This window comes from Mycolicibacterium peregrinum (genome assembly GCF_001665625.1).
In the GTDB taxonomy this organism is placed as follows: Bacteria; Actinomycetota; Actinomycetes; order Mycobacteriales; family Mycobacteriaceae; genus Mycobacterium; species Mycobacterium peregrinum_B.
This window is the reverse complement of record NZ_LZSY01000140.1, coordinates 64,818-86,532: the sequence shown is the minus strand read 5'-3', so window position 1 is coordinate 86,532 and position 21,715 is coordinate 64,818. Positions and strand designations below refer to the sequence as shown.

General features: G+C 66.2%; 27 protein-coding genes, 3 tRNA genes and 1 pseudogene. 15 read left to right on the top strand and 16 right to left on the bottom strand.

Annotated features, from left to right (window positions below):
- Positions 1-102, top strand: a 102-nt coding sequence (locus tag A5779_RS33140) for an MspA family porin (protein WP_174551555.1), incomplete at its 5' end; no start/stop codon positions are given.
- Positions 103-202: 100 nt separating this feature from the next.
- Positions 203-622, top strand: a complete 420-nt coding sequence (locus A5779_RS22855) for a pyridoxamine 5'-phosphate oxidase family protein (protein WP_064885888.1) — start codon at positions 203-205, stop codon at positions 620-622.
- Positions 623-626: 4 nt separating this feature from the next.
- Here A5779_RS22855 and wzm read toward each other — a convergent pair whose 3' ends face one another.
- Genes wzm through A5779_RS22830 form a run of 5 tightly spaced genes read right to left on the bottom strand, consistent with a single transcriptional unit; the run spans position 627 to position 5,671 of the window.
- A complete protein-coding gene (gene wzm, locus A5779_RS22850; protein ID WP_064885886.1) occupies positions 627-1,457 on the bottom strand; it encodes a galactan export ABC transporter permease subunit Wzm/RfbD in 831 nt (276 codons plus the stop codon).
- Complete coding sequence (gene glfT1 / locus A5779_RS22845; protein ID WP_064885909.1) at positions 1,454-2,410, bottom strand: galactofuranosyltransferase GlfT1; 957 nt, start codon at positions 2,408-2,410, stop codon at positions 1,454-1,456. The genes wzm and glfT1 overlap by 4 nt, the downstream gene beginning before the upstream one ends.
- Entirely contained in the window at positions 2,370-3,167 is a 798-nt protein-coding gene (gene wzt / locus A5779_RS22840; protein WP_055118629.1) for a galactan export ABC transporter ATP-binding subunit Wzt/RfbE, read from the bottom strand. The genes glfT1 and wzt overlap by 41 nt, the downstream gene beginning before the upstream one ends.
- A gap of 6 nt (positions 3,168-3,173) precedes the next feature.
- Positions 3,174-3,689, bottom strand: a complete 516-nt coding sequence (locus A5779_RS22835) for a bacterial proteasome activator family protein (RefSeq protein WP_064885884.1) — start codon at positions 3,687-3,689, stop codon at positions 3,174-3,176.
- A gap of 23 nt (positions 3,690-3,712) precedes the next feature.
- Positions 3,713-5,671 (bottom strand): DUF6541 family protein, encoded by a 1,959-nt coding sequence (locus tag A5779_RS22830; protein WP_064885882.1) that lies wholly within the window; start codon positions 5,669-5,671, stop codon positions 3,713-3,715.
- A 125-nt stretch (positions 5,672-5,796) separates the two neighbouring features.
- On the opposite strand from A5779_RS22830, the gene A5779_RS22825 reads away from it, so the two are divergent.
- Entirely contained in the window at positions 5,797-6,993 is a 1,197-nt protein-coding gene (locus A5779_RS22825) for a cysteine desulfurase-like protein (protein WP_064885881.1), read from the top strand.
- Between the two features lie 5 nt (positions 6,994-6,998).
- Here the strand turns inward: A5779_RS22825 and A5779_RS22820 are convergent, their stop codons facing one another.
- Positions 6,999-7,976, bottom strand: coding sequence for an NAD(P)H-quinone oxidoreductase (locus A5779_RS22820; protein WP_064885907.1), 978 nt, complete (start codon positions 7,974-7,976; stop codon positions 6,999-7,001).
- 67 nt (positions 7,977-8,043) lie between these two features.
- Between A5779_RS22820 and A5779_RS22815 the strand changes: the two genes are divergently transcribed.
- On the top strand, positions 8,044-8,556 hold the full coding sequence (locus A5779_RS22815) for a MarR family winged helix-turn-helix transcriptional regulator (RefSeq protein ID WP_055118620.1): 513 nt from the start codon (positions 8,044-8,046) through the stop codon (positions 8,554-8,556).
- Between the two features lie 19 nt (positions 8,557-8,575).
- Positions 8,576-8,665, top strand: a tRNA-Ser gene (locus tag A5779_RS22810).
- A 44-nt stretch (positions 8,666-8,709) separates the two neighbouring features.
- On the opposite strand, the gene A5779_RS22805 is transcribed toward A5779_RS22810, so the two are convergent.
- The 4 genes from A5779_RS22805 to A5779_RS22790 all read right to left on the bottom strand — a co-directional run bounded on the left by A5779_RS22805 (position 8,710) and on the right by A5779_RS22790 (position 10,916).
- Entirely contained in the window at positions 8,710-9,231 is a 522-nt protein-coding gene (locus A5779_RS22805) for a DUF1990 domain-containing protein (RefSeq protein WP_064885879.1), read from the bottom strand.
- Positions 9,232-9,327: 96 nt separating this feature from the next.
- Positions 9,328-9,867 carry a hypothetical protein gene (locus A5779_RS22800; RefSeq protein ID WP_236734853.1) on the bottom strand — a complete coding sequence of 180 codons (540 nt, stop codon included), beginning with the start codon at positions 9,865-9,867 and terminating at the stop codon, positions 9,328-9,330.
- Positions 9,868-10,265: 398 nt separating this feature from the next.
- Positions 10,266-10,574: a hypothetical protein gene (locus tag A5779_RS22795; protein ID WP_064885877.1), complete on the bottom strand. Its 309-nt coding sequence runs from the start codon at positions 10,572-10,574 to the stop codon at positions 10,266-10,268.
- A 66-nt stretch (positions 10,575-10,640) separates the two neighbouring features.
- Positions 10,641-10,916: a hypothetical protein gene (locus A5779_RS22790; protein WP_064885875.1), complete on the bottom strand. Its 276-nt coding sequence runs from the start codon at positions 10,914-10,916 to the stop codon at positions 10,641-10,643.
- A gap of 89 nt (positions 10,917-11,005) precedes the next feature.
- Here A5779_RS22790 and A5779_RS22785 point away from each other — a divergent pair, with 89 nt between their 5' ends.
- From A5779_RS22785 to A5779_RS34100, 4 genes and pseudogenes are all read left to right on the top strand, one after another.
- A complete protein-coding gene (locus A5779_RS22785) occupies positions 11,006-12,031 on the top strand; it encodes a bile salt hydrolase (RefSeq protein ID WP_064885873.1) in 1,026 nt (341 codons plus the stop codon).
- Positions 12,032-12,146: 115 nt separating this feature from the next.
- Positions 12,147-13,063: pseudogene (locus A5779_RS22780) on the top strand (acyl-ACP desaturase).
- A 140-nt stretch (positions 13,064-13,203) separates the two neighbouring features.
- Entirely contained in the window at positions 13,204-13,929 is a 726-nt protein-coding gene (locus A5779_RS22775; protein ID WP_055118496.1) for a cutinase family protein, read from the top strand.
- A 58-nt stretch (positions 13,930-13,987) separates the two neighbouring features.
- The gene (locus A5779_RS34100; RefSeq protein WP_165609117.1) at positions 13,988-14,137 is read left to right on the top strand and encodes a hypothetical protein; all 150 of its coding nucleotides are present in this window, start codon (positions 13,988-13,990) and stop codon (positions 14,135-14,137) included.
- Between the two features lie 13 nt (positions 14,138-14,150).
- On the opposite strand, the gene pdxR is transcribed toward A5779_RS34100, so the two are convergent.
- Positions 14,151-15,548 (bottom strand): MocR-like pyridoxine biosynthesis transcription factor PdxR, encoded by a 1,398-nt coding sequence (gene pdxR / locus A5779_RS22770; protein ID WP_064885871.1) that lies wholly within the window; start codon positions 15,546-15,548, stop codon positions 14,151-14,153.
- Between the two features lie 46 nt (positions 15,549-15,594).
- Here pdxR and A5779_RS22765 point away from each other — a divergent pair, with 46 nt between their 5' ends.
- Both A5779_RS22765 and A5779_RS22760 read left to right on the top strand, forming a co-directional pair.
- Positions 15,595-16,029, top strand: coding sequence for a hypothetical protein (locus A5779_RS22765; RefSeq protein ID WP_064847794.1), 435 nt, complete (start codon positions 15,595-15,597; stop codon positions 16,027-16,029).
- Complete coding sequence (locus A5779_RS22760; RefSeq protein WP_064885869.1) at positions 16,030-16,938, top strand: NAD-dependent epimerase/dehydratase family protein; 909 nt, start codon at positions 16,030-16,032, stop codon at positions 16,936-16,938.
- Here A5779_RS22760 and A5779_RS22755 read toward each other — a convergent pair.
- Positions 16,925-17,740: a crotonase/enoyl-CoA hydratase family protein gene (locus A5779_RS22755; RefSeq protein WP_064885867.1), complete on the bottom strand. Its 816-nt coding sequence runs from the start codon at positions 17,738-17,740 to the stop codon at positions 16,925-16,927. The two genes, A5779_RS22760 and A5779_RS22755, sit on opposite strands and share 14 nt — an antisense overlap.
- A gap of 19 nt (positions 17,741-17,759) precedes the next feature.
- Here A5779_RS22755 and A5779_RS22750 point away from each other — a divergent pair, with 19 nt between their 5' ends.
- Positions 17,760-18,305, top strand: coding sequence for a TIGR03086 family metal-binding protein (locus A5779_RS22750; RefSeq protein WP_082941804.1), 546 nt, complete (start codon positions 17,760-17,762; stop codon positions 18,303-18,305).
- On the opposite strand, the gene A5779_RS22745 is transcribed toward A5779_RS22750, so the two are convergent.
- Both A5779_RS22745 and hisC read right to left on the bottom strand, forming a co-directional pair.
- Complete coding sequence (locus A5779_RS22745) at positions 18,302-18,775, bottom strand: DUF4334 domain-containing protein (RefSeq protein ID WP_064885863.1); 474 nt, start codon at positions 18,773-18,775, stop codon at positions 18,302-18,304. The two genes, A5779_RS22750 and A5779_RS22745, sit on opposite strands and share 4 nt — an antisense overlap.
- Positions 18,772-19,854 carry a histidinol-phosphate transaminase gene (hisC, locus tag A5779_RS22740; protein ID WP_064885861.1) on the bottom strand — a complete coding sequence of 361 codons (1,083 nt, stop codon included), beginning with the start codon at positions 19,852-19,854 and terminating at the stop codon, positions 18,772-18,774. The genes A5779_RS22745 and hisC overlap by 4 nt, the downstream gene beginning before the upstream one ends.
- A gap of 88 nt (positions 19,855-19,942) precedes the next feature.
- Here hisC and A5779_RS22735 point away from each other — a divergent pair.
- Together A5779_RS22735 and A5779_RS22730 are read left to right on the top strand one after the other, a co-directional pair.
- Positions 19,943-20,034, top strand: a tRNA-Ser gene (locus tag A5779_RS22735).
- A 37-nt stretch (positions 20,035-20,071) separates the two neighbouring features.
- Positions 20,072-20,144 (top strand) — tRNA-Arg (locus A5779_RS22730).
- Positions 20,145-20,271: 127 nt separating this feature from the next.
- Here the strand turns inward: A5779_RS22730 and A5779_RS22725 are convergent.
- Complete coding sequence (locus A5779_RS22725) at positions 20,272-20,685, bottom strand: hypothetical protein (RefSeq protein WP_110777621.1); 414 nt, start codon at positions 20,683-20,685, stop codon at positions 20,272-20,274.
- 103 nt (positions 20,686-20,788) lie between these two features.
- The gene (locus A5779_RS22720; protein ID WP_064885857.1) at positions 20,789-21,145 is read right to left on the bottom strand and encodes a hypothetical protein; all 357 of its coding nucleotides are present in this window, start codon (positions 21,143-21,145) and stop codon (positions 20,789-20,791) included.
- Between the two features lie 64 nt (positions 21,146-21,209).
- Between A5779_RS22720 and A5779_RS22715 the strand changes: the two genes are divergently transcribed.
- Complete coding sequence (locus tag A5779_RS22715; protein ID WP_064885855.1) at positions 21,210-21,710, top strand: metallophosphoesterase family protein; 501 nt, start codon at positions 21,210-21,212, stop codon at positions 21,708-21,710.
- Positions 21,711-21,715: the final 5 nt, after the last annotated feature.

Below are 21,715 nucleotides of genomic sequence, written 5' to 3'. Positions count from 1 at the left end.
ACCGGTGCGGCCGGTGGTGTGCTGCTGCGTCCGTTCGCCCGCCTGATCGCCTCGACCGGTGACAGCGTCACCACCTATGGCGAGCCTTGGAACATGAATTAAGGACATGAACGTCCGGTAGTCATCCCGCCAATCGGCGCGTCCCGCTTCTTCTTCGAAGAGCCGGGCGCGCCGATTGTCTTTTCGGCGCTACGGTGGCCTCATGACGCCGCAGAGCCCGGTTTCGGTGCTCGGGGAAGACGAGTGCTGGCAGTTGCTGTCGAGCGTGACGCTGGGGCGTCTGGTCACGACGGTCGGCACCCGGCTCGAAATCTTCCCGGTCAACTTCGTCGTCCAGCGCCGCACCGTGTTGTTCCGGACTGCCGAGGGCACCAAGCTGATCAGCGCCCTGTGGAACGACCGGGTGCTGTTCGAAGCCGACGAGCACGACGTGGTCGGGGGCTGGAGCGTGATCGTGCGGGGCGAACCGCAGCTTCTTGAGACGCCGGACGAGATCGCCGCGGCCGAGAGCGGGCAGCTGCTCTCCTGGATTGCCACCACAAAACGTCGCTACGTCCGCATCCACCCGAAGGAGATCTCCGGACGCAGGTTCGTGTTCGGCTCCGAACCGGAGGATATGTAGCGGTCTACACCCAGTACGGCACGCGTGCCCGGTACTGGCGCATGGCGATCGCCGCGAAGCCCCAACCGATCGCCGTCAGAGCCAGGACCACAATCCAGTGCCGCGCCTCCTGATCGGCGCCCAACAGTGGGGCCCGCACGATGTCCAGGTAGTGGAGCAGCGGATTGATCTCGACGATCTTCGCCCACGATCCGGCGCCCTGCTGTTGCAGCGTCGACTCGTTCCAGATGATCGGAGTCATGAAGAACAACAGCTGAACCACCGAGGCCAACAGCGGACCGATGTCGCGGTAGCGGGTGGCGAGGATGCCGAAGCAGATCGACACCCATACGCAGTTCAGCACGATCAGGCCGAGCGCCGGGATGACCGCCAGGTCGGTCCACTTCCAGGGTTTCGGATAGACGATCGCGATGATCACGAAGATGACGATGTTGTGGCCGAACAGGATCAGCTGCCGCCACACCAACCGGTAGACGTGCACCGACAACGGGGTCGGAAGTTGTTTGATCAGGCCCTCATTGGCGATGAACACCTCGGAACCTTCGAGGATCGACGCGTTGATCAGATTCCAGATGATCAACCCGAGCGTGACGTAGGGCAGGTGCTCTTCCAGAGGGAGCTTGAACAGCTTCGAGTACAGCAGGCCCATCGCCACCGCGGTGGTGCCGGTGGCGATCGTGATCCAGAACGGACCGAGCACACTGCGCCGGTAGCGCTGCTTGATGTCCTGCCAGCCGAGGTGCAGCCACAGCTCGCGCTTGCTGAAGCCGTCGGAGAGATCGCGTACGGCCCGGGCCATGGTCTTGGAGTCGGACGCCGCGTCGGTGAACGTCATCTGTTGCTTCTCCCGTCGCTTCGCTCGCCCCGAAAAAACCTTTCGCTACTGCCCAACCGCCGCAGGCGGATCCATTCACGCAGACCTGCGGGGTCGCGGCGGGACACCAGAAAGTACCAGCCGAACCGCATCCACTCCTGCGGCAGCAGTTTGCGCAAACCTGGCTGGGACAGCAGGTAGCCCCGGTTGCGGTAGGTGAAGAACCGCTTCGTCTCGTCGTCCGGGTATTGCGTGTGCATCCGACCGCCCAGGATCGGCTTGAACTCATCGGTCCCGCATGGGTGCAGATAGCTTGCGGTCAAACAGGTTCCGAACGGCAGACCGGAGCGGACCAGTCGCCGGTGCAGCTCGACCTCGTCGCCGCGGACGAACAGGCGCAGATCGGGGACGCCGACGGACTCCACTGTGGCGGCCCGGAACAGGGCGCCGTTGAACAGCGAGGCGATACCGGGCAGCAGGGCACCCTCACCCTCGGTGCGCAACTCGCTGACCAGTCGACGCCACACCAGTCCGCGGCGCAGCGGGAACGCCAGGCGCTCCGGATCGTCGAGGTTGCACACCATGGGCGAGACCTCGGCCAGGCTGTACTGCTCGGCACAGGCCAGCAGGGTGGAAAGCACCGTGTTGTCGGCAGGACGGCCGTCGTCGTCGGCCAGCCAGATCCAGTCCGCTCCCTGGGCTAGAGCATGCAGCATGCCCAGCGCGAAACCTCCTGCACCGCCGAGGTTTCGGCGGGAACCGAGATACGTCGCGGGTACCGGCTGGCTCAGGACCAGCTCGCGTACATCCTCGTCGTTGTCATTGTCGACCACGATCAGGTGATCGGGTTTGCGATCCTGGGTGACCACCGCGGCAAGGGATTTGGTGAGCAGTTCCCGACGCCGGTGCGTCACGATCACCGCGACGACGGATTCAGGCTCCACGGGCCGTTTCCTCCAACACCTCACGCACATGCCGGGCCGCATCCGGACCCTCGTAGGCACCGACAACCTCTTCGATGCCCCCGGTCATCCGGATGGTGCCGTGGTCGATCCACATCGCGGTCTTGCACAGGCGGGCCAGAAACTCGTTGGAATGGCTTGCGAACACCAGGATCCCGGACCGTTCCACCAGGCTCTGCAGACGTGACTGCGCCTTCTTCAGGAACTCCGCGTCGACCGCGCCGATGCCTTCGTCGAGCAGCAGGATCTCGGGGTCGATGCTGGTGACCACGCCCATCGCGAGGCGCACCCGCATACCGGTCGAGTAGGTCCGCAACGGCATCGACAGGTACTCGCCCAGTTCGGTGAACTCGGCGATCTCGTCGACCTTGGCAAGCATCTGCTTGCGGGTCTGTCCGAGGAACAGTCCACGGATGATGATGTTCTCGAAACCCGAGATCTCAGGGTCCATCCCGACACCGAGGTCGAAGACCGGAGCCACCCGCCCACTCACCGTGGCCGAGCCTCGCGTCGGCTCGTAGATACCCGAAAGTAGCCGCAGGAGTGTGGATTTGCCCGCACCGTTGTGGCCGACCAGACCGACCCGGTCGCCCATTTTCAGCGACATCGTGATGTCGCGCAGTGCTTCGATGACGACGACGTTGGACTCGTTGCGTCCGATGGCGCCGCCGGCCTTGCCGAGGAACGCCTTCTTCAGCGAGCGGGTCTTGGCATCGAAGATGGGGAACTCCACCCATGCTTCGCGCGTCGAGATAAACGGATCAGACAACGCGACCTACAGGTACTGACCGGTGCCGGGGTGCGACGGGCCGCCGCGCTGCCCGCCCGGGACCTGCAGTCCTGGCGGAAGGGCTCCCTGGCGCATCTGCTCGAGCTGCGCGCGGGCCGCCATCTGCTGGGCGAACAACGCCGTCTGGATGCCGTGGAACAGGCCTTCCAGCCAGCCGACCAGCTGTGCCTGCGCGATGCGGAGTTCGGCGTCGGACGGAATGCTGTCCTCGGTGAAGGGCAGCGTCAGCCGCTCGAGTTCTTCCCGCAGTTCGGGGGCCAGACCGTCCTCGAGCTCGCGGATGCTGGTGCGGTGGATGTCGCGCAGCCGGTTGCGGCTGGCGTCGTCGAGCGGAGCGGCGCGCACCTCTTCGAGGAGCTGCTTGATCATGGTGCCGATCCGCATGACCTTGGCCGGCTGCTCGACGAGGTCTGTCAGCGACTTGCCGTCAGCTTCGGCATCGGTCTCATCGGCCGTGCTGGCGAGGATCTCGATGTTGTCATCGTCGGGGTTGATGGTCATGGCCTTCCCTTGGATCGGTCGTGTCAGTTCGTCTTCTTCGCCGCGTTCTCTCCGTGCCAGCGGTAGATGCGGTCCTCACCGTTGTCGTAGATCTTCTCCCACGACCGTGAGCTGTCTAGCGACACTAGTCCGTCGGGCATCACGAACCCGCGGACCACCGGTGTGCTGGTGAGCACGTAGCGGATGTTGAGTGCCTCGACCGCCTCGGCAACGCGGGGATCGGTGTCGGCATCATCTGCGTATGCCCAGAAAATAAACCGGTGATACCCCGGACCTTGCTGCATCGGATAGTCGTAGTGCGTCCACAGCGGGTGTAGCCCCGAAACCGCGTACATCCAGGCGGTGCCGTCGGTGTTGGCGTCGCCGATCAACGTGGTGCGGGCATCCGGCAGTTCAGCCAGGTAGGCGAAGGCCTCGAGGTCCTTGGCGCCGATCATCACCGAGTCGTACTTCTGTCCGAACAGGTACTTGTGCCGGGGGAAGTAGTGCCAGGCCAGGCCCACTGTGGTGGCGACCAGTGCGACGGCGGCCGCCGCGTGGATCCAGGTCGGTCGGGCGCCGGCCCGGCGCAGCGCAGCGGCGCCCAGCAGGACCAGTGCGCCCAGACCGATCGCCGCCATCGGCGCGTACAGAAGGGTGACCACTGCCGACAACCGGCGCGGATCGCTGTAGAACAGGTCGCTGAACTTTCCGGTGATGGCGCCCACCGGCCCGCCGAACGGTGCGCCGGAATGCACGATCGACGCGATGAGGATCAGCCACACCGCCAGCGGCCACCAGATCTTCTTGACCAGCATGACCACTCCGCCGATGGCGGCCAGAGCGATGAGGGCGTTCTGGATCGGGAAGTCGTTGAGGTGGCGGGTGTGCTGGACGACGGCCGCGAACAGCGAGTGCTTCTTGCCGAGGTGGTTGACGAAGGCGTGGCCGACGATGATGTCGGCTTGCTGAAGGACCGCGAGAAATTGGGGCAGCAGGATCACCAGGGCCGGTACCGCGACGGCGGCCAGCGTCAGGAAGTCGGAGAGCCGGCCGCGCACCGGCTGCCACAGTGCATGCCCCAGCCACCAGACGCCCACCAGCAGCGCCGCCACCACGCCACCCGTGAGGTGCACGGAGAAGACGCCGACCGTGGCGAGTGCGGCCAGCCCGATACGGTCGCGATGGGCCGGGGTCGAGGCGATGAGGGCGAACACCGGTACCGCGAGGCCGTAGGCCACCAGGTTGGGCATTGCCGCCACATCGAACTCGACGTAGGGCACGGCGGTGAACGATGCGGCGAGTGCTGCCGCGGTGCCCGCAACCACGGCGGTGCGCATCTGGCAGGTGTGCGGGCGAACCATCTTCCACGCCAGGACTGCCGCGCTCACCGGGAACAGCCATACTGCCGCGACGACCGAACTCACGGTGTACGCGGTGGTCGCGGCGGCACCGGTGAGCTGGCAGTAGACGGCCGCAAGAGCATGGAAGGCCGACGGGTAGTAGAGCGCCTCGTGGGTCTCGACGTTGCGCAGTTCACCCATGTGGGTCGGAGAAGCCTGGCCGGTGTCGAGGATCCACCGGATGGTGTTGGCGTGCCACACCGAGTCCCAGGTGCTGGGAATGGATTGCCAGTGCGGGAGCCCGGCGAAAGCGGCGGCGGCGATCAGGACGGCGCCCAGCACCACCCCCGCCGCAACCACCAATGCCGGCTTGATGGCGATGCCCGACGCCTCGGCGTCGCGGTCCCGGTAGCGGACGAGCAGCCTCCGCAACCCGGCCACCAGGGCGGCAACGATGGCCACAGCAAACAATGCTGACCATGCATTCCACGGGACGCCGACGGCCCCGAGTGGAACGATCGTCAACGCGACAGTGCCGTAGGTCAAGGCTGGACCCACTGCGACCGCCGTCGACACGGTGAGTCCACCCGCCCTGGCTATCAGCGCCCCGGGTATTACCAGCAACAACAGTGCGATTAGCACTCCGAACCCGAAGCCCACTGGACTAGTATGGCTGCCCAGGGCGACCCGGTCCGAGCACGGTCTCTTCAAGTGCAAACGTGCGGTCGGGCGCTCACCAAATCGTGTCGGTTTGTGATATTTGCGGACGCTCTAAGGTGGCTGGCATGGCATACGACGTCGCCCGGGTGCGTGGCTTGCACCCGTCATTGGGCGATGGGTGGGTCCACTTCGATGCCCAGAACGGCATGCTGGTGCCCGATTCCGTCGCGACGACGGTGTCCACTGCGTTCCGAGGCTCGATGCCCACGGCAGTGGGACCGCACCCATCGGCACGCCGCAGCGCGGCCGTCCTCACCGCTGCCCGTCAGGCTGTCGCCGACCTGGTCAACGCCGATCCGCGGGGCGTGGTGCTGGGCGCAGACCGGGCCCAACTGCTGACCTCGCTGGCCGAGGCCTCCTCCAGTCGGGTCGGCCTCGGCTACGAGGTGGTGGTCACCCGCCTGGACGACGAGGCGAACATCGCGCCCTGGTTACGGGCGGCGAATCGCTATGGCGCCAAGGTCAAGTGGGCCGAGGTCGACATCGAGACGGGAGAGCTGCCGTCCTGGCAGTGGGAAGGGCTGATCGACAAGCCGACCCGTCTGGTGGCCATCGCTTCGGCGTCGTCGACGCTGGGAACCGTCACCGATCTGAGCGAGGTGACAAAGCTCACGCATGAGGTCGGCGGAATGGTGGTCGTCGACCACTCGGCCGCGGCTCCGTACCGGCTGATCGACATCAACGAGATCGACGCCGACGTCGTCGCCCTCAACGCTGTGCCGTGGGGTGGCCCTCCGATCGGTGCCCTGGTGTTCCGCGACCCGTCGGTGATCGACTCGCTGGCCTCGGTGTCGTTGAACCCCCAGGCGACCGGCCCGGCCCGGCTCGAGGTGGGCATGCACCAGTACGGCTTCCTTGGTGGCGTGGTGGCCAGCATCGAGTACCTGTCGAACCTCGATGACACGGCCAGCGGCTCGCGGCGCGAACGGCTGGCCGTGTCGATGCAGTCGGCCGGGGCGTATCTGGACCGCCTGTTCGAGTACCTAGTGGCCTCGCTGCGCTCCTTGCCGTTGGTGATGGTGATCGGCAGGCCGGAGTCGCAGATTCCGGTGCTCAGCTTCGTGGTGCGGGACGTGCCGGCCGAGCGGGTGGTGCAACGGCTGGCCGACAACGGCATCCTGGCGATCTCGAATGCCAGCTCCCGCGTGCTGGACGTGATCGGGGTGAACGACATCGGTGGCGCGGTGACCGTGGGGTTGTCGCACTACTCGACGGGCGCCGAGGTCGATCAGCTCGTGCGGGCACTGGCCTCGCTGGGCTGATCGCGCTAGACCGTCAGGACGATCTTTCCCGACACCTCGCCGGAGGCGAGCAGTTCGTGGGCCTGCTGAGCCTGCTGGATGGGCAGTTCGGCACCGATGATCGGCCGCACCCGCCCGTCGGCGATCATCGGCCACACGTTGTCGAGGACCGCCCGCACGATCTCGCCCTTGCCGCCGGGTCCGTCGACGGGCCGGGGACGCAGCGAGGTGGCGATGACGCCGGCGCGCTTACCGAGCAGCTTGGCGATGTTCAGCTCGGCCTTGATGCCGCCCTGCATGCCGATGATCACCAGCCGGCCGCCGGTGGCCAGGGCGTCGACATTGCGGTCGAGGTAGGCGGCGCCCATGATGTCGAGGATCACGTCTGCCCCGGAGCCCCCGGTCTCGGCCCGCACCCGTTCGACGAAGTCCTCGTCCCGGTAGTTGATGGTGATGTCGGCGCCGAGCTCGCGGCACAGGGCGAGCTTGTCCGCCGACCCTGCAGTTACGGCGACCCGCGCGCCGAGTGCGTGGGCCACCTGGGTGCCGTGGGTGCCGATGCCGCTGGCGCCGCCGTGGAACAGGACGAGCTGGCCGGCCTGCAGACCTGCCGTCATCACGACGTTCGACCACACTGTGGAGGCCACTTCGGGTAGGCCTGCGGCCTCGCTCAGGGCAACGCCATCAGGCAATGGCAGCACCTGGGCGGCGGGTACGGCGACAAATTCCGCGTAGCCGCCGCCGGCGAGCAATGCACATACGGGTTGCCCAACTGACCAGTCGGTAACATACGCGCCGAGCTCGGCGACGGTGCCCGACACCTCCAGTCCGATGACCTCGCTGGCGCCTGGCGGGGGCGGATACTTGCCCGCCGCTTGCAGCAAGTCGGCCCGATTGACGCCCGCGGCGTGAACCCGGATCAGAATCTCGTCGTTTGCTGGTGTGATATCAGCGACGTTTTCCCAGGTCAGATGGCCATCGACGGAAGCGACAATTGCATGCATTTTTTCCACGCTACAAGCCTTCTGTTTCCCAAGCGCAGCAATACTGACGTCCCTTACGATTGCGCCCATGGCGGGGATGATTGCGGGGCGCACGGCGGGTGACATGCCGGGCCTGGACATCGCCGAGCAGAGGTCATGGCAGAACTACCTCGACTCGGCGTTGCGAATGTATGCGACCTTGAACCGGTCGTTGGTAGATGCGCATCATCTGACGCTGAATGATGTGCGCCTGCTCGATATCTTGGACAAGTCGTCGACCGGGTCGGCGCGGATGGGTGACTTGGCCGAGCGGCTGATGTCTCTGCCCAGCCGGGTAACCCGGCAGATCCGACGGCTGGAAGTTCAGAACCTGGTGACCAGGTGTGCCAGTCCGGACGACGGGCGCGGCGTGGTCGCCACGATCACCGAAGAAGGCAGGGTCGCCGTCCGCGAGGCGATGGTGACCTACGGGCAGGGCGTCCGCTCGCACTTCCTCGGCAGGCTTTCGCGTCCACAGATCGCGGCAATGGGGGAGAACTGTCGCCGCATCAGCGTCGCGCTGAAGAACGGATCGCCGCCCGCGCACATCGGCCGGGTGTGAAGCCCGTACTCTTGTCGGCGGTGGCGTGGCAGAGCGGCCTAATGCACTCGCCTTGAAAGCGAGAGACGGCTAACACCGTCCGGGGGTTCAAATCCCTCCGCCACCGCCATAAGGCGTGTGAGCCCGCCGGCCGTCAGGCGATGAGTCGATCGCTCAGACAGCAAGTGCCCGCAGATAGCGGCGGCGAAAGAAGCGTTGCGCGATCAGCAACGCGGGAAACAGCGGCCGCCAGGGCCACTCGGGTGCAGGCCGCGTCAGGGAGCGCAGTGTCAGAAATACTGTGCCGACGGCATTTCGGTGCACGATGAATGCCTCTTCGCCACAGACAGGGTGTCCGAGTCGCGTGCCGTACGCGAAACCGCAACGATCGTCGTCGTCGACGACAGCGACGACCCGTACCGGCTCCCGTACGACGACAGGTCCCCACCTTGCCGTGATGCAAAAGTCGGAACCTTCAACGGCAACACTGTTCGGTGTGACATCGAAGCCGCTGCGCCGCTTGATGCCCCACTGCATCACCTCGGCCGCCGCGAAGATCCACACAGCATTCCCGTGGCCGACGACGATCGTGTGCTCGAAGCGGCGGAAGGTCGGTGGATTGGCCGTCCAGACATCGCGGCCGGGTTCGGTGAGGCTTGCACCGGCATAGGTCAGTTCCGCCGGAAATGTCGGCATGGGAACAAGGGTACGGCTCGAGGATGGCATCCACGGGCTTCAATGAGCTTGGGGTGTAGTCAAGTTCGATGCCGGAGACGTTGAGTGGGGCCGCCCTCAGTCCGCCCGCAGCACATCGAGCATCCCCGGCCGCAGCTGATCTGCGATCTGGCCCCACGGCACCGTGACGACTACGTAGTCACCCATTACGTGGGCCACTGACACGTAGACCTCGAGCCCGCTCGACGTGGGCAACCAGTTGGCGTCGATGTCCTCGCCCGAGACCGAGCTCTCGTTGAGCCGCCCGCTGGTGTCCAGCTGCGGCAGGAGCGTCCGCAGCCGGGCCTGCGCGGCGGGGCGATCCTGGTACAGATCATCGACGGTGACCGGCGTCGCGGTGTGGGTCGCGATCACCACGGTGCCCAGACTCTGGTTGGGGTGCGCGGCGCCTTTGCCATACCAGAGCAGGACGATGCGCCCGGCGACGACGCCGGACCCGATCCTGGTCACGCCGCTACCGAACCCGCCGGGCAGCTCCCCGTCGTCCACGCTCATGTCGGCGGACTGTGCGGGCATCCCGGCCCGCGAGGCCTGCATGGCAGCGTTGAAGCGCGCAGTGACGGCCGGGTCGCCGCCGGACAGCTGAGGGATGGTCACCGACTTGTCCGGTTGCGAGCCTGGCTCCGTGATCGACGTGATTGTGTAACCGTGCGCATCGGTGGCCAGTGGTGGGGCCGAGGATGCGGCGGACGGTTCGTGCTTCGTGCTCGATGGCGTCGTACTGGCCTGTGCCGCAGAGGTTGTCGCACTTGTCGGGACGGCTGGTGGCGACGGTGCGGTGGTCGGCCCGCAACCTGTGAGGGTGACAGCGGCTACTGCGGCAGCTGCGACCAGTCTTGCCGGCAACATGAAGGTGAATCCTATCGGTCGGCTGCGGCCAGTCGCGGCGCATTGCAGCGGGTGTCTCCCGATGAAGGTGCCGGCCCTGATCGCAGCGCGCGAGCAGCGAACGAACACGAGGTGCTGGGTAGGTCTGCGCGGCCGACGAAGGTCGATCAGAACGCAAGTTGCAGCGTGACGAGCGACAGAAGCGCCAGCGGCGCAGAGGCCATGAGTACCAACACTATTGGGACGACCATGCGACCCGCGACAACTGCCACCCATGCGCATCCTCCGGCCACGACGCCACTCACTGCGGCGATGCGGTTACCCAACACGTCGGTCCCCGGTGGCGCGACGCCATTCTCGAATCTGGATGCCATGTCCGTGTCGGAGAGCACCGCGAACACCAGTAGATACGCGACAACCATCGCAGCGATGCCGATGAACGACAGCGGCCCGCGGCGACTCGGTTCGTGATTCATGACGCCATCGTGGGTCACGGAGTGGACGACCGGATCAGTAGAAATACGCGATCAACTTCTTGGGGCTCAACCGAATACCGGCAATCCGTTCGGGCCGATCTGTGGCGGCGGCATGAAGCACGGCGGGATGCCCGGCGCGTACGGCGGCACGCACGGCTGCGGAAAGCACGGTTGCCCATTCCAATAGGACGGTTGGTTCGGCGGGCACACGGTCATCGGATCGGCCATGGCGCTCACGGCGCCCGACAGCGCGGTCGCGGCGGCGAGCACCGTTGCCGCGAGGACCGTGCACAGCGTTGCCGGGAGCGAAGAAGGCAACTTGAACAACGTCGTCGACGCCATGCCTTGAAACGATAGCGGTTAACTGCGCGATGAGATGTGTTCCGCGGGTTCGCCGTACACCTACCTGTGCCGACACTAGGCTCGCTCGCATGTGCACAAGAGTCATGTGGCCCGAAGCGGGGGATGCGGTTCTGGTCGGCAGGAACATGGACTTCCACAAGGACCTGATGACCAATCTGTGGAAGCAACCCCGCGGCGTCAAACGGGATGACGGGGTTTCGGGCAAGCTCACCTGGACCTCGAAGTACGGCAGCGTGGTCGCCACGGCCTTCGACATCACCTCTGTCGACGGCATGAACGAGGCGGGCCTGGCCGGACACATCCTGTGGCTGGCGGAATCGACCTACGGTGAGCCTGACGATTCGCGCACCCAACTCGGCCAGGGCATCTGGCTCCAGTATTTCCTGGACAACTTCGCGACGGTGGCGGAGGCGACCGCGTGGATCGCGGAGACCGATGTCCAGGTCGTACAGATGGACGATCCGACCGGCGGGGTCCGCCCCGGATTGCACTTGGCGCTCGACGATGCGACCGGGGATTCGGCGATCATCGAGTACGTCGACGGCAAGGCCCGGGTGTACCACTCGAAGGACTACAAGGTGATGACCAATTCGCCGACGTTCGATCAGCAGCTGGAACTGGTGAAGTCGTTCACCGGTCTGGGTGGCGATCAGCCGATCCCGGGCTCCACCCTGGCCAGCGACCGCTTCGCCCGGGCCAGTTACTACGCCGGCCGACTGCCCAAACCGGCCGGCCAGGTGGAGGCCATCGCCGGCATGTTCTCGGTGATCCGTAACGCCGCGCAGCCGTTCCGCATCCCGGACCCGGGCAAGCCCGATGCCTCGCAGACCATCTGGCAGGTGGTCCTGGATCTCACCAACAAGCGGTACGTCTACGAGTCCACCACCCGTCCGAACATCGTGTGGGTGGATCTGGCGGATCTCGACTTCTCGGAGGGCGGTCCGCAGCTCAAACTCGACCTGATCGGTGAACTCGCCGTGCAAGGCGGCATCGCCGGCAACGTGGCCCACAAATTCGAGGACAAGGGTGCCATGACCTTCTTGTCGCTGGCGATGCTCCGTGAGCTGGAGGAAGGTGCGGCCGGGGCGAAGTGAGCCGCCTCTGAACCGTTCATCCAAAAATAACCTACGGTCCCGTAACCTACGCTACCGTAGGTTACGGAATGGCGCGTTGACGCCGCTGTGTCGCCAATACCTTGGGAGGACTGGAATGGACGCCCAGAGCGGAGTGCTCCACGAACTGGAACCGGTTGTCGCGAGCAATCTCGACCGCCATCTCTCGATGGCGCGGGAATGGTTTCCGCACGACTACGTCCCGTGGAGTCGGGGGCGCGACTTCGCCTTTCTGGACGGGGAAGACTGGCAACCCGAGGATTCGCCGCTGGATCACGTCGCCAAAGTGGCCATGACGGTGAATCTGCTGCCGAGGACAACCTGCCGTCCTACCACCGTGAGATCGCCACGCGCTTCTCCCGCGACGGCGCGTGGGGCACCTGGGTCGGGCAGTGGACCGCCGAAGAGGGGCGCCACAGCATCGCCCTGCGCGACTACCTCGTCGTCACGCGCGGTGTGGATCCCGTTGCCCTGGAACGTCTTCGCATGGCCCATACGGTGGCGGGGTACGACTCTGGCGACAAGACGCCGCTTGCGGCGATGGCCTATGTGTCGTTCCAGGAGCTGGCGACGCGGGTGTCGCACCGCAACACCGGGCGGGCATCCGGTTGCCTCATTGCCGATCAGTTGCTCGCCCGGATAGCCGCCGACGAGAACCTGCACATGGTCTTCTACCGCAATCTCATGGCGGCGGCGCTGGACATCGCGCCTGACGCCTCGATGATCGCCATCCGTGACGAGGTGGTGAACTTCGCGATGCCGGGTCTGGGGATGGCCGACTTCGCGCAGAATGCGATCACCATCGCCAAGGCCGGCATCTACGATCTGCGCGTCCATCACGACGACGTGGTGCAGCCGGTGTTGCGCTTCTGGCGGATTTTCGACCGAACCGATTTCGGGCCGGAAGGTGAGAAGGCCCGCGAGGAGCTAGCCCAGTTCCTCGATGCGGTCGACGAGCGCGCCCGGTTCTACGAGGAGAAACGCGAGCGCCAGCGCGTTGGCGCGGCTTCCTAGCAACCTGAAGGCCGCCACCGCGCCGCGCTAAACGTGTCGCACATCACACCTTCGGGGAGATTCACTCCGCCTTGATCTTGGGTATCGAGGAGTAGTTGGTGCGAAAAGTTGTCGCGGGTCGGAACGAGTGGGGTCGAGAAATGAACCGGATTGGTCGTTGGTTGGCGGCAGTGGCATCGTCGGCGTTCGTGGCGGGTGGGTGCATCGCCGCTGCCGGGCAGGCTTCTGCGGATTCATGTGCGGACGTGCAGGTGGTATTCGCGCGGGGCACGTTCGAGCCGCCGGGCGTGGGTGGTGTCGGGGACGCGTTCGTCAACGCACTGCAGGCCAGGACCGGCGGGAAGTCCGTCGACGTCTACGCGGTGAATTACCCTGCCTCACTTGACTTTGCGACTGCGGCCGACGGTGTCGCCGACGCGAGCAACAAGGTCAGGGCAACGGTGGCGGCCTGCCCCGACACCAAGATCGTGCTGGGCGGTTTCTCCCAGGGTGCTGCGGTGGCCGCTTACCTCACTGAGGATGCGGTGCCGCAGGGGTTCGTGTTGCCGCCGAGCATCAGTGGCCCGTTGCCCGCGGAGGTGGCCGATCATGTCGCCGCGGTGGCGCTGTTCGGCAAGCCGTCGAGCGGCTTCCTCCAGATGATCTACACCGGCGCACCGCCGATCACGGTTGGCCCCCGGTACGCCGGGAAGACCGATGATCTGTGTATCCCGGAGGACCCGGTGTGCTCGCCGACCGGTGGTGACAGCAATGCGCACAACCTGTACGCGGCGAACGGCTTGACGGACCAGGCTGCCGACTACGTGGCCGGCAAGCTGGGTGTCAAGCCCGCCGACCGCAGTGTCGATCAGGCTGCCGGGCGGTAGGAGCTCCGAAGCTGACACACGCTACTGTTCGGGCACGTTCTCGGATAGGGGAGAGTCAGTGACGGATCAAGAGCCACAGTTGACGGCGGGCCAGAAGGCCAAGCTGTACCTTCAGGCCGCAGGCGCGTTCGCGCGCAATCCCAAGGCGCTGGTCGCTCTCGTGAAGTACAAGATGGCAGAGCGGAAGTCGGCCAAAGAAGCAGGCTGACACGGCGTCACGGTCAGGCCGCGCCCAATTGGCGTGCGGCCTGACCCAGCATTTCCACACCGGTCGCGATCTGATCCTCGGTCAGGTTGGCATACCCGAGGATCAGCCCGGGGGGCGCGGTCGCCGGATCGGCGTAACAGGGCCCCAACGGCTCCAGTCGGATACGTGACTCGGCGGCGCGTCGGGTCAGCTCCTCGAGCGGGAATCCTTCCGGAAATCGCACGGTCAGGTGCACGCCTGCGGCCGCGCCGAGAACCTCGGCCTGGGGTAGGTGCCGCGACAACGCTGTCAGCAGCGCGGCGCGGCGGGCCGGATAGCGTCGGCGCATCTGCCGTAGGTGACGGTCGTAGCCACCGGAGGTCAGGAACTGGGCGAACGCGATCTGATCCATCACCGAGCTCCCGGTGTCGGCAAGGCTTTTGGCGGTTCTGACCCGCTCGATCAGGTGGGCGGGCAACACCATCCAGCCGATGCGCAGCCCCGGGGCCAAGGTCTTACTGGTCGAGCCGAGGTACACCACCCGGTCCGGCGCGACTCCCTGCAGAGCGCCCACCGGCGCCCGGTCGTAGCGGTACTCGGCGTCGTAGTCGTCTTCGATGATCAACCGCCCGGGCTGGGCCCATTCGAGAAGTGCGGTGCGCCGGACGGCCGAGAGCACCACCCCTGTCGGCGATTGGTGGGCCGGAGTGGTCAGCACCGCCGTGGCATTGCCGGCGGCCAGTGCGGCGACGTCGATACCGTTGTCGTCCACCGGGATCGGGACCGGCTCGACACCGTTGTGGCGCAGGATCATCCGGTGCAACCAGAATCCGGGATTCTCTGCCGCGATCGGCCCGTCGAGGCATCGGGCCAGCAGCGCGACGGCTTGGGTTGCGCCCGAGCACAACACGATGCGGCGTGGATCGGCGACCACGCCGCGGGTACGGCGCAGGTAGTCGGCCACCGCGCTCCGGGCGGCCGGCAGCCCGTGGGGCGCCACGTAGCCGAATGCGCTGGATTCGATCTCGGCCAGGCCCTGGCGCATGGCCCGTAGCCAGGCCTGACGCGGGAAGCTGGCGAGATCCGGTGAGCCTGGCGCGAAGTCGATGTCGAAGCGGGGGCGGGCGCGGTCAGGACCGAAGCTGCCGGAGGGGGCGGCGTCGACGGCCGCGACCCGGGTGCTGCCGCCCTGGCTGCTGTGCAGGAATCCCTCTGCCGTCAGTTGCCCGTAGGCCTCGACCACGAGCCGTCTCGACACTCCGAGGTCGGCGGACAGGACACGGGTGGACGGCATCCGGGACGCCGGAGCCAGCCGACCGGAACGGATGGCATCGCGCAGTCCGTCGGCGAGTTGACGATGCAACGGCGCCTTGCTGCCCCGATCGAGTTCGACCAACAGCTCCGGACCCGAACTGGTACCCGAATCTGCCATGGAATTGGAGCCTACTCGGAGACCACTGCGGCGTTAGCGTGATGCCATGGCCAATGCCGCGCCGCCGGTGCCGCAGACCCGGCGCTACCCCGAAGTGGTCCTCGCCGTGTTCGGCGCCTACTCGGTGATCCTCGGTCTGTTCATGTTGTTCGCGCCGGGCACATTCTTCGACACCCTTGGAGCGTTCGGCACACGCAACGATCACTACATCCTCGACAACGCCTCGTTCGAGTTACCGCTCGGGCTGATGATGCTGGCGGCGCTGAAGTGGCCGCGTTGGCGCGTGCCCACGCTGGCCTTCGCGACCGCGCACTGGGTCCTGCATTCGTTGAGTCACCTGATCGACACCAACCACGCCGCAGGCAACTGGGTGGGTTGGTTGGAAGCTGCGGGTCTGGTGCTGACCACGGTGCTACTGGCAATTGCCTTACGTATCAGCATGTCCGACCAGAAATTCAACGTAGAGGCAGGAGAACCATAGATGCGTGTCCTGGTGGCGGGTGCAACCAGTGTCCCGGGAATCCCATTGCTGCGGGAGCTCACCGCACGCGGTCACGAGGTGATCGGGGTGACCCGCTCGTCGGGCAAGACCGCCCAGATCTCCGCCGCGGGTGCCAAACCGGTGGTGGCCGACGTCCTCGATACAGGCCAGATCGACGCGGTGCTGGCCGAATTCGCACCGGAGGCGGTGGTGAGCCTGCTGACCACACTGCCGAAGTGGGGTCCGAAGCGCCCCAAGGACTTCGGCCCCGCCACCGAACTGTGGAGTCGTGGGGCGCCGAACCTGCTGGCAGCGGCCCAACGTGCGGGCGTGCGCCGCGTGGTCGCGGAATCGGTCATCTTCGCCTACGGCTATGGCACAGACGGGCCGACCCGGATCGACGAGAGCGATCCCTACCCGGGGCCGCCACCGCCGCACGGCGCCGAGTTCCTGGAGGCGCTTCGTGGCATGGAACGCACGGTGTTGAGCTCGGGTGAACACAGCGGCACCGAGGGAATCGTGTTGCGCTACGGCGTCTTCTACGGGCCTGGGGTGATCCACGACGAACTGTTCCACCGGCTCGCGAAGTGGTGGGCCCTGCCGGCACTGACCGGTCCGGGAGTCCTGTCCTGGGTACACATCGACGACGTCGCCCGGGCCACCGCCGACGCCCTCGACAGGGGCCGGGGCGGGCAGATCTACAACATCGTCGACGACCGCCCGCAGTCCTTCGGCGACTACGCCAGGGAGCTCAGCCGCAAGCTACACAGGCCGCCACCGGTGCCGATCTCGCACCGGCTGGTAGGACTGGTCGCCTCGTACCCGGCGACCGCATTCGGGCAGGCGTGGCTTCCGCTGTCGAACGCGAAAGCCAAGGCCGAACTCGGCTGGACGCCTATTCCCCGGTGAACTGCGGCGGGCGCTTCTGGAACATCGCGGTGACCGCCTCGGCCAGATCCTTGGACGGCAGGAACGCCGAGTTCCACGCGGCCACGTACCGCAGGCTCTCGGCCACCCTGGCGGTGCGCTGCTGATCCAGCACGTCCTTGACGCCGGCGACGGTCAGCGGCGGGTTGGCGGCGATCTCGTTGGCAGTGGCGTGCGCCGCCGCCAACGAGGCATCGGCGTCGTCGTACACGTCGTTGACCAGACCGATGCGCGCGGCATGCGATGCGTCCACGTCTTTACCGGTCAGAACCAGCTCGCGCAGGTGCCCGTCCGACAGGATCAGCGGCAGGCGGGCCAGGCTGCCCACGTCGGCGACGATGGCCAGCTTGGTCTCGCGCACCGAGAATTTGGCGTCGGCGCTGGCGTAGCGGATGTCCACCGCGCTGATCAGGTCGACGCCGCCGCCGATGCACCAGCCGTGGATCGACGCGATGGTGGGGGTGCGGCAGTCGGCGACAGCGGTGATGGCGCCCTGCATCTTGCGCAGGGTGGTGTGGAAATCGGCCCGGGCCTTCGCGCCGGCGTCCAGTCCCGGCATCGTCGCGCCCATGGCAGGCAGGTCCAGGCCATAACTGAAGTTCTTGCCCGAGCCGGTCAGCACGATCGCGCGTACGTCCGGGTCGGCGTCGAGAGCGCCGAACACGTCGGGCATCTCCGCCCAGAACGCCGGACCCATCGCGTTGCCCTTGCCGGGACCCAACAGCGTCACCTGGGCGACGTAGTCCTTGATCTCGACGGAAACGGACTCGTACGTGTCAGACATGGAGTGGACACTACCGAGTATGGATGAACTCGATAGCGCCGAGGCCACCCTCGACGTGCTGCAACGCGTGCTGAGCGGCATCACTGCGGACGATCTGTCCCGTCCGACACCGTGTCGCGAGTTCGACGTGGCGGGGCTGACGGACCACCTGCTGAACTCCATCACCCTGATCGGCTCTGCGGCCGATGCGCAGCTTCCCGAACGCAACCCAGACACCTCGGTGGAGGAGCAGGTGCTCAGCGCGGCGCGGCCGGCCGTGGCGGCTTGGCGCCGACGCGGAGTGGACGGCACCGTTCCGTTCGGTCCGGGGGAGGCCCCGGCGCGGATGATGGCCCGGATCCTGTCACTCGAATTCCTGGTGCACGCCTGGGATTACGCCGCGGCCACCGGACAGACGGTCGACGTGTCGGATGATCAACCGCAGCGTGTCCTGGAGTGGGCGCGCGGAATCATCACGCCCGACGGGCGGGTGCGCGCCGGATTCGACGATCCGGTCGAGATCAGCGATGGGGCGCCGGTGCTGGACCAGCTGCTGGCCTTCACCGGCCGCCGGCCGCAGGGTTAGACGCGCTGCAGGTAGAAGTACAGGTAGCGAGCCGCCCCCGAAGTGGTGTCGACCGCGCCCTTGCCGTTCATGATGCCGACGACGGTGTTGTCGTCGACCACCTTGAAGTGGTCGTGCACGGGACGGCCGTCGTAGACCATGGTCGCGGTCACCTCGCCGCGGAACTCCTCCAGCCACAGGCTGGCCTCGCCGTTCATGGCCTCCGTGTTGGAGAACTTGTTGCCCTCGGCGTCCAGACACACGAGCGGCTGGGCCTCGGCGGCCGACCGGAACGTCTTGCCGAACCAGTTGAGCCGGTTCATGAATCCGTTCGCCTTGTGGCCGGTCTGGAATTCGCCGCCCTTCCACTCGCCGAGCATGAAGTCGATGCTCGCGGGCCGCAGCAGCGCCCAGAACGCGTCGAGTTCGGCGTCGGGGATCTGACCCTCGCGGCTGACGAATCCGTCGAACGTGCCGCGTACACCGTTCACTTCGTCTCTCCTGTCCGAGTCCCGGCATCACCCGCGATCCAGCGCGTGGCGAATTCCAGGAAGGCGTCGTTCTCGTGCGGGGCTCCGATGGTGACCCGCACGCCGTCCTCACCGTACGGGCGCACGATGAGGAGGTTGTCGGCGGCCCTGGCCACGAAGTCCAGCGTGCGTTCGGCCAAAGGTAACCAGACGAAGTTGGCCTGCGACGGTGGGAGCGTGAATCCGGCTTCACGCAGGGACGCGCTGACGCGGATGCGCTCGGCGACGACAGCGTCGGTGCGGGCCAGGAGTTCGTCGGCGGCCTCCAGCGAGGCGATGGCCGCGGCCTGGGACACGCTCGTGGCGCTGAAGGGCACGTAGACCTTGCCCAGGGCGGTCACGATCTCCGGATCGGCGACGGCGTACCCGACCCGCAGACCGGCCAGCCCGTAGGCCTTCGAGAAGGTGCGCAGAACAACGACATTGCGATGCGAGCGGACCAGACCGAGGCTGTCGGGCAGCAGCCCGTCGCGGATGTACTCCACGTAGGCCTCGTCGAGCACGATCAGGATGTCGTCGGGCACCGCCGCCACGAACCGGGCCAGCGCCTCGGGTTCGACGACGGTGGAAGTCGGGTTGTTCGGATTGCAGACGAAGATCAGCCGGGTGCGGTCGGTGACCGCCGCGAGCATGGCGTCGAGATCGTGAGTCTCGTCACGCAACGGCACCGGCACGCCCGTCGCGCCGGCGGTGCGGATCTGCAGCGGATAGATCTCGAAACTGCGCCATCCGTACACGACTTCGTCGCCGGGAGCGGATGTGATTTGTATCAACTGCTGGCACAGGCTCACCGAACCGCAGCCGACGGCGATGTTCTCTGGCGCGAAACCCACGTGCTTGGCCAGATGTTCGCGCAGGTCAAGGTACCCGTTGTCGGGGTAGCGGTTGATGTTCTCGGTGGCTCGCACGATCGCCTCGCGCACGCTGGGAAGCGGCGGATGCACGGTTTCGTTGCTCGCGATCTTGATTGCGCCTGGAACTGTTTTGCCTGGTGCGTACGCCGGGAGGTCGGCCATTTCGGGGCGCAAACGGATACTCACTTGGCCAGAATAGGGGAGGCTGTGTACTGTGTGCCCTCGGCGGTTTCGGGCGACAGGACGGAGTCCGGTACCCTCACAGAAGTTCGAAGGAGGCGTGCCAGAGCGGCCGAATGGGACTCACTGCTAATGAGTTGTCCCCCTTACAGGGGACCGGAGGTTCAAATCCTCTCGCCTCCGCCACGGTTGACTTGTCAACCGCACAACTGAATAACGCTAGGCGCCCGTAGCTCAACGGATAGAGCATCTGACTACGGATCAGAAGGTTAGGGGTTCGAATCCCTTCGGGCGCACTCTGAAAAAGCGAGGCGTGGTCTGCGGACCGCGCCTCGCTTTGTTTCGTCGAGATCTACACCAGGGCTGTGCTTCTTGCGAGACAGCGACCCTGGCGTCGATCTCGGCGACTACAGGGGCGAAGCCTCAGTCGGAAGCGACGGCGGTGGCGATGTCGACCGCCATCTCGCGCAGAACGTCGTCGGTGACGAACTGACGCGCGCTCTGGCGGTCCAGCCGCAGCACGGAGACCAGTAGTTCGATGTGGCCGGCCACCTGGACCCGGGCGAGTTCGGGCGGCAGATGCAGCCCGTGCAACTCTGCGAGGAACCCGCGCAGCACGGTGACGCGATCGTTCATCCACGGTGGCCGGCCGGTCACCGTGGATGTCGAGCTCTTCAGCTGCCCGATGTAGCGGCGCTTCCGCGGCTGCTCGAACGCGCCGTGGTGGGTCTGACGCGCCGATTCTGCGGGACGCGTGCGCGCGCGCACCCGGATGTCACCGTGTGGTGAAGCGCATCCGGTGAATGCCGCCGTGCGCATGACCTTGGCGGTTGCCATGGCGTGTCTGTGACCCATCGTTCCCGTACCTGCCGACAAAAGTTGTTTGCCAGTTAACTTTACGGGAACGTCTCAGGTTCAGCTCAGGTTCGAGGCCGGGGCCTCAGTTCCAGAGCACCGCGATCGCCGACGCGAGCAGGGGCAACACGCCCGCGGCGATGAAGAGTGCCATGACCGGTTGGCCGCCCGCTCGACGCTGCCGTGCCGTGCCGATGCCCAACACCGCACCGAGCGCCACCAGGATGACCAGCTTGGTGCCGATCTTGGGGTAGTTCAGCACGATGCCGGCGGGCCAGGGCGCGGCCAGTGCCATGCCGGTGACGAGCGACAGCACCATGCCGTAGGTCATCACCGGGGTGATCAGGAAGCGTCGGGCTGCGGCCTCGGCGATCCAGGCGCCGACCATGACTGCGAAACCGATGAGATGCGCATAAACAACTACGTTGCGTAGTAGATCCATGGTCGGAGTGTAAGCGGTACGAGATCCCGTGCTCACCGGCATCGGTCACGTAGGCTCGGCTGGCATGCGGCTGCTGCTGATCGCCGATACCCATGTCCCCAAGCGCGCCAAGGATCTGCCGGCTCAGGTGTGGGAGGAGGTGGACCAGGCGGATGTCGTTGTCCACGCCGGTGATTGGGTCGACCCCGCACTGCTCGACGCGCTCAGTTCACGCGCGGCGCACCTGATCGGCTGCTGGGGCAACAACGACGGGGCCGAGTTGCGCAGGCGACTACCCGAGCGTGCCGACGTGACGCTCGACGGTCTGCGATTCACCGTGGTGCACGAGACCGGTGCGGCCACAGGTCGGGAGGCCCGGATGGCCCGCGACTATCCCGGTACCGACGTCCTGGTGTTCGGCCACAGTCACATCCCCTGGGATACCACCGCGAAAACCGGTCTGCGCCTGTTGAATCCGGGATCGCCGACGGACCGGCGTCGCCAGCCGTACTGCACGTACATGACGGCTCGTATCGCCTCGGGCGTGTTGTCGGACGTCAGCCTGCACACGCTGGATAGGCCTTGACGTAA

Excerpts from the sequence above, each read along its gene's own strand:
- glfT1 (WP_064885909.1), bottom strand. The coding sequence starts at position 2,410 with ATGTGCGTGAGGTGTTGGAGGAAACGGCCCGTGGAGCCTGAATCCGTC.
- A5779_RS22765 (WP_064847794.1), top strand. The coding sequence starts at position 15,595 with ATGGCCAATGCCGCGCCGCCGGTGCCGCAGACCCGGCGCTACCCCGAA.
- pdxR (WP_064885871.1), bottom strand. The coding sequence starts at position 15,548 with ATGGCAGATTCGGGTACCAGTTCGGGTCCGGAGCTGTTGGTCGAACTC.
- A5779_RS22820 (WP_064885907.1), bottom strand. The coding sequence starts at position 7,976 with ATGCATGCAATTGTCGCTTCCGTCGATGGCCATCTGACCTGGGAAAAC.
- A5779_RS22805 (WP_064885879.1), bottom strand. The coding sequence starts at position 9,231 with ATGCCGACATTTCCGGCGGAACTGACCTATGCCGGTGCAAGCCTCACC.
- A5779_RS22825 (WP_064885881.1), top strand. The coding sequence starts at position 5,797 with ATGGCATACGACGTCGCCCGGGTGCGTGGCTTGCACCCGTCATTGGGC.
- A5779_RS22785 (WP_064885873.1), top strand. The coding sequence starts at position 11,006 with ATGTGCACAAGAGTCATGTGGCCCGAAGCGGGGGATGCGGTTCTGGTC.
- A5779_RS22795 (WP_064885877.1), bottom strand. The coding sequence starts at position 10,574 with ATGAATCACGAACCGAGTCGCCGCGGGCCGCTGTCGTTCATCGGCATC.
- wzm (WP_064885886.1), bottom strand. The coding sequence starts at position 1,457 with ATGACGTTCACCGACGCGGCGTCCGACTCCAAGACCATGGCCCGGGCC.
- A5779_RS22755 (WP_064885867.1), bottom strand. The coding sequence starts at position 17,740 with ATGTCTGACACGTACGAGTCCGTTTCCGTCGAGATCAAGGACTACGTC.
- A5779_RS22790 (WP_064885875.1), bottom strand. The coding sequence starts at position 10,916 with ATGGCGTCGACGACGTTGTTCAAGTTGCCTTCTTCGCTCCCGGCAACG.
- A5779_RS22760 (WP_064885869.1), top strand. The coding sequence starts at position 16,030 with ATGCGTGTCCTGGTGGCGGGTGCAACCAGTGTCCCGGGAATCCCATTG.
- A5779_RS22855 (WP_064885888.1), top strand. The coding sequence starts at position 203 with ATGACGCCGCAGAGCCCGGTTTCGGTGCTCGGGGAAGACGAGTGCTGG.
- A5779_RS22775 (WP_055118496.1), top strand. The coding sequence starts at position 13,204 with ATGAACCGGATTGGTCGTTGGTTGGCGGCAGTGGCATCGTCGGCGTTC.
- A5779_RS22715 (WP_064885855.1), top strand. The coding sequence starts at position 21,210 with ATGCGGCTGCTGCTGATCGCCGATACCCATGTCCCCAAGCGCGCCAAG.
- A5779_RS22725 (WP_110777621.1), bottom strand. The coding sequence starts at position 20,685 with ATGGCAACCGCCAAGGTCATGCGCACGGCGGCATTCACCGGATGCGCT.
- A5779_RS22720 (WP_064885857.1), bottom strand. The coding sequence starts at position 21,145 with ATGGATCTACTACGCAACGTAGTTGTTTATGCGCATCTCATCGGTTTC.
- A5779_RS22835 (WP_064885884.1), bottom strand. The coding sequence starts at position 3,689 with ATGACCATCAACCCCGACGATGACAACATCGAGATCCTCGCCAGCACG.
- A5779_RS22815 (WP_055118620.1), top strand. The coding sequence starts at position 8,044 with ATGGCGGGGATGATTGCGGGGCGCACGGCGGGTGACATGCCGGGCCTG.
- A5779_RS22750 (WP_082941804.1), top strand. The coding sequence starts at position 17,760 with ATGGATGAACTCGATAGCGCCGAGGCCACCCTCGACGTGCTGCAACGC.